This window comes from Streptomyces longispororuber (assembly GCF_024448165.1).
Classification (GTDB): Bacteria; Actinomycetota; Actinomycetes; order Streptomycetales; family Streptomycetaceae; genus Streptomyces; species Streptomyces longispororuber_A.
Genome location: NZ_JAMOLN010000398.1, coordinates 1 through 3186 on the forward strand (window position 1 = coordinate 1; position 3186 = coordinate 3186).

At 77.0% G+C, this 3186-nt stretch carries 1 protein-coding gene; it reads left to right on the forward strand.

The genetic code is table 11. The features are described from left to right. Positions 1–150: 150 nt before the first annotated feature. Positions 151–3186 (forward strand): BTAD domain-containing putative transcriptional regulator (locus M4J07_RS47270; protein WP_255983507.1); only part of this gene is annotated, 3036 nt, incomplete at its 3' end.

A 3186-nucleotide genomic window follows, 5' to 3' on the forward strand; every position in this document is an offset into this window, starting at 1 on the left:
GGTTCGTTGGCGGGTACGGGTGCGGGTGCGTCGTGGCTGGTCGCGCCCCGCGGCGGAGCCGCTGATGACACGGCCCCGCGCCCCTGATGCGCCGACTCCGTCGGCTTGTCAGTTCGTCGGCTTGTCGGGGGTGGCGGGTACCTTTTGGGGATGTGGTTCGGGGTTCTGGGGGGACTGGTCGTACGGGACCGGGACGGTGGCTTGGTCGGGGTGCCGGAGGTGAAGGTCCGGGGGCTGCTCGCCGTGCTGCTCGCGCACGAGGGGCGGGTCGTGTCCGTGGACCGGCTGGTCGAGGACCTGTGGGGCGACCGGCCGCCCGGGAACCCGGCCAACTCGCTGCAGGCCAAGGTCTCCCAGCTGCGCCGCGCCGTCGGCCGTGAGCGCGTGGTGCGGGAGGCCGCGGGGTACCGGCTCGTGCTCGACGGCGCCGGGGTCGACGCCGTCGCGTTCCGGGAGGCCGTGGAACGGGCCCGGGCCGTGCCGGACCCGGCGGAGCGGGTGGAACTGCTCGACCGGGCACTGGAGTTGTGGCGCGGAGACGCGTTCGCGGACTTCGCCGACGCCGAGTTCGTCCGCGCGCCGGTGCGGCAGCTCGACGAGTTGCGCCTCGTCGCGGTGGAGGAACGGGCCGACGCCCGGCTCCGGTTGGGGCAGCACGACGTGGTGGCGGGCGAGCTGAGCGCGCTGGTGCGGCTGCACCCGCTGCGCGAACACCTGCGCGCCCTCCAGCTGCGCGCCCTGTACCGGGCGGGCCGGCAGAGCGAGGCGCTCGCCTCGTACGAGGAGCTGCGCAAGGTCGTCGCGGACGAGCTGGGCGTGGATCCGTCGCCCGAGCTCACGGCCCTGCACGCGGCGATCCTCCGGCAGGACGACAGCCTGGCCCCCACCGGAGCGCCCGCTCCGGCGCCGCCCTCCCCCGCGCCCACGCCCGGCGGCGACCGTCTCCCGGCGCCGGCCACCCCGCTCGTCGGACGCGACGACACCCTCGACGCACTCGCCCGGCTTCTGGGCTCCGGGCGGCTGTTGACCCTCACCGGGCCCGGCGGAGTGGGGAAGACGCGGCTCGCCGTGGAGGCCGCGCGGCGCACCTCCGGAACCGCCCCCGACGGGGTGTGGCTGGTCGAACTCGCCGGGGTGCGCGGCGACGCCGACGATCTCGCGCAGGCCGTCGCCGCCGCGCTCGGGCTGCGCGAGGACGCGGGCACCCCGCTCGGCGGCGGTACGGCCGACCGGCTGGCCCGCGTGCTGCGCGAGCGCCGCGCCCTGCTGGTCCTCGACAACTGCGAGCACGTCGTCGAGGCCGCCGCCGGCCTGACGCACACCCTGCTGCGGGCCGCGCCCCTGCTGCGCGTACTGGCCACCAGCCAGGAGCCGCTCGGCCTGGCCGCCGCCGGGGAGACCGTGTTCCCGGTCGGACCGCTGCGGCAGGCGGACGCCGTGGGCCTGTTCACCGCGCGGGCCACGGCGGGCGGGGCCACGATCGCGCCCGACGACGCCGACGACACCGCCGCCGTCGCCGAGATCTGCCGCCGCCTCGACGGCATCCCGCTCGCCCTCGAACTGGCCGCGACCCGCGTACGAGCGCTGGGCGTACGGGAGTTGGCGGCCCGCATCGACGACCGGTTCCGGGTGCTCGGGGCCGGGCAGCGGGGGCTGCCGGCGCGGCAGCAGACATTGCGCGCGATGATCGACTGGAGCTGGGAGCTGCTCGGCGCGCCCGAGCGGATCGTGCTGCGCCGCCTCGCCGTGCACCGCGACGGCTGCACCCTGGAGGCCGCGGAGGCCGTCTGCGCGGGGGACGGGGTGGCCGGCGACGAGGTGCTCGACCTGGTGACGCGGCTCGTGGACCGTTCGCTGGTCGTCGTGGTGCCGGGGCCCGGTGGCGGGCCGCGCTACCGGCTCCTGGAGTCCGTGTCGGCGTACGCCCTGGAGCGGCTCGCGGAGATGGCGGACGTCGACGCCGTCCGCGACCGGCACCTGCGGCACTACCTCGGTCTCGCCGAACGAACCGCGCCCCTGCTGCGCGGCGGCGGGCAGCGGGACCTGCTCGCGCGGCTCGACGCCGAGTCCGCGAACCTGCGGGCCGCGCTCGACGAGGCGGTGCGGCGCGCCCCGGCCGCCGCGGTGCGGCTCGGCACCGCCCTCGCCTGGTGGTGGCTGCTGCGGGGGCGGCTCACGGAGGCGTACCGGGCGCTGTCCGCGGTGCCGGCGGGGGCCGCTGACGGTGAACTTCTGGTGTTGCGGGCCGCGTTCGGGATGCTGACCGGGGCCGTCGGACCTGCGGTGGACGCCTCAGGTGTCTCCAGTGCCTCCAGTGCCTCAGGTGCCTCAGGTGCCTCCGCCCCGGCCCACTGGCTCTACGCGTACGGCGTGTTCAACGGGGGCGACCCCGACGCCTGCGGCCGCCACCTCGACGCGCATCCGCCGCACCCCGACGACCGCTGGGCCACCGCCGCCACGCTCGCCCTGCGCGCCCTGCACGCGCTGATCCGCGGCGACCTGGCCGCCCTGGAGCGGGACGGGCTGCGCTCCGCCGCGCTCTTCCGTGAACTCGGCGACGCGTGGGGCGAGTTGCAGACCGTCCAGCCGCTCGCCGCACTCGCCGAGATCAAGGGCCGGTACGAGGAGGCCGAGCGGCTCGGCGAGGCGGGGCTGCGGATCGCCGAGGAGCTCGGACTCGCCTCCGAGGTGTCCGCCCGGCTCTCCGGGCTCGGCCGGGTCGCGCTGCTCCGCCACGACTGGGACCGCGCCCGTGACCTGCACGAACGGGGGCGGCGGCGGGCGGTCGAGCACGGCTACAAGTACGGCGAGATCCACGCCGAGATGGGGCTCGCGCTCGGCGCCCGCCGCTCCGGCGACCTCGACGCCGCCGAGCGCCACCTGGTCCGGCTCCGTGACGCCCACGGTGAACTCTTCTCACCGGCGGGCGACCATCTGCGCAGCGCCGAGTTCGGGTTCCTCGCCGAGTTGCGGGGCGATGCGGAGGCGGCCCGCGCGCACCATCTGCACGGCCTCGACGCCGCCCGCACGCTGGCCGAGCCGCGCGCCTTCGCCCTGACCCTGGAGGGGTTGGCGGGCGCGGAGTCGTTGGCCGGGGAGGCTGCTGCGGCGGCGTTGCTGCTCGGGGCGGCCGATGCGGCTCGGCGGTTGGTCGGTGCGCCGTTGCCTCCGGCGGAGCGGGGGGAT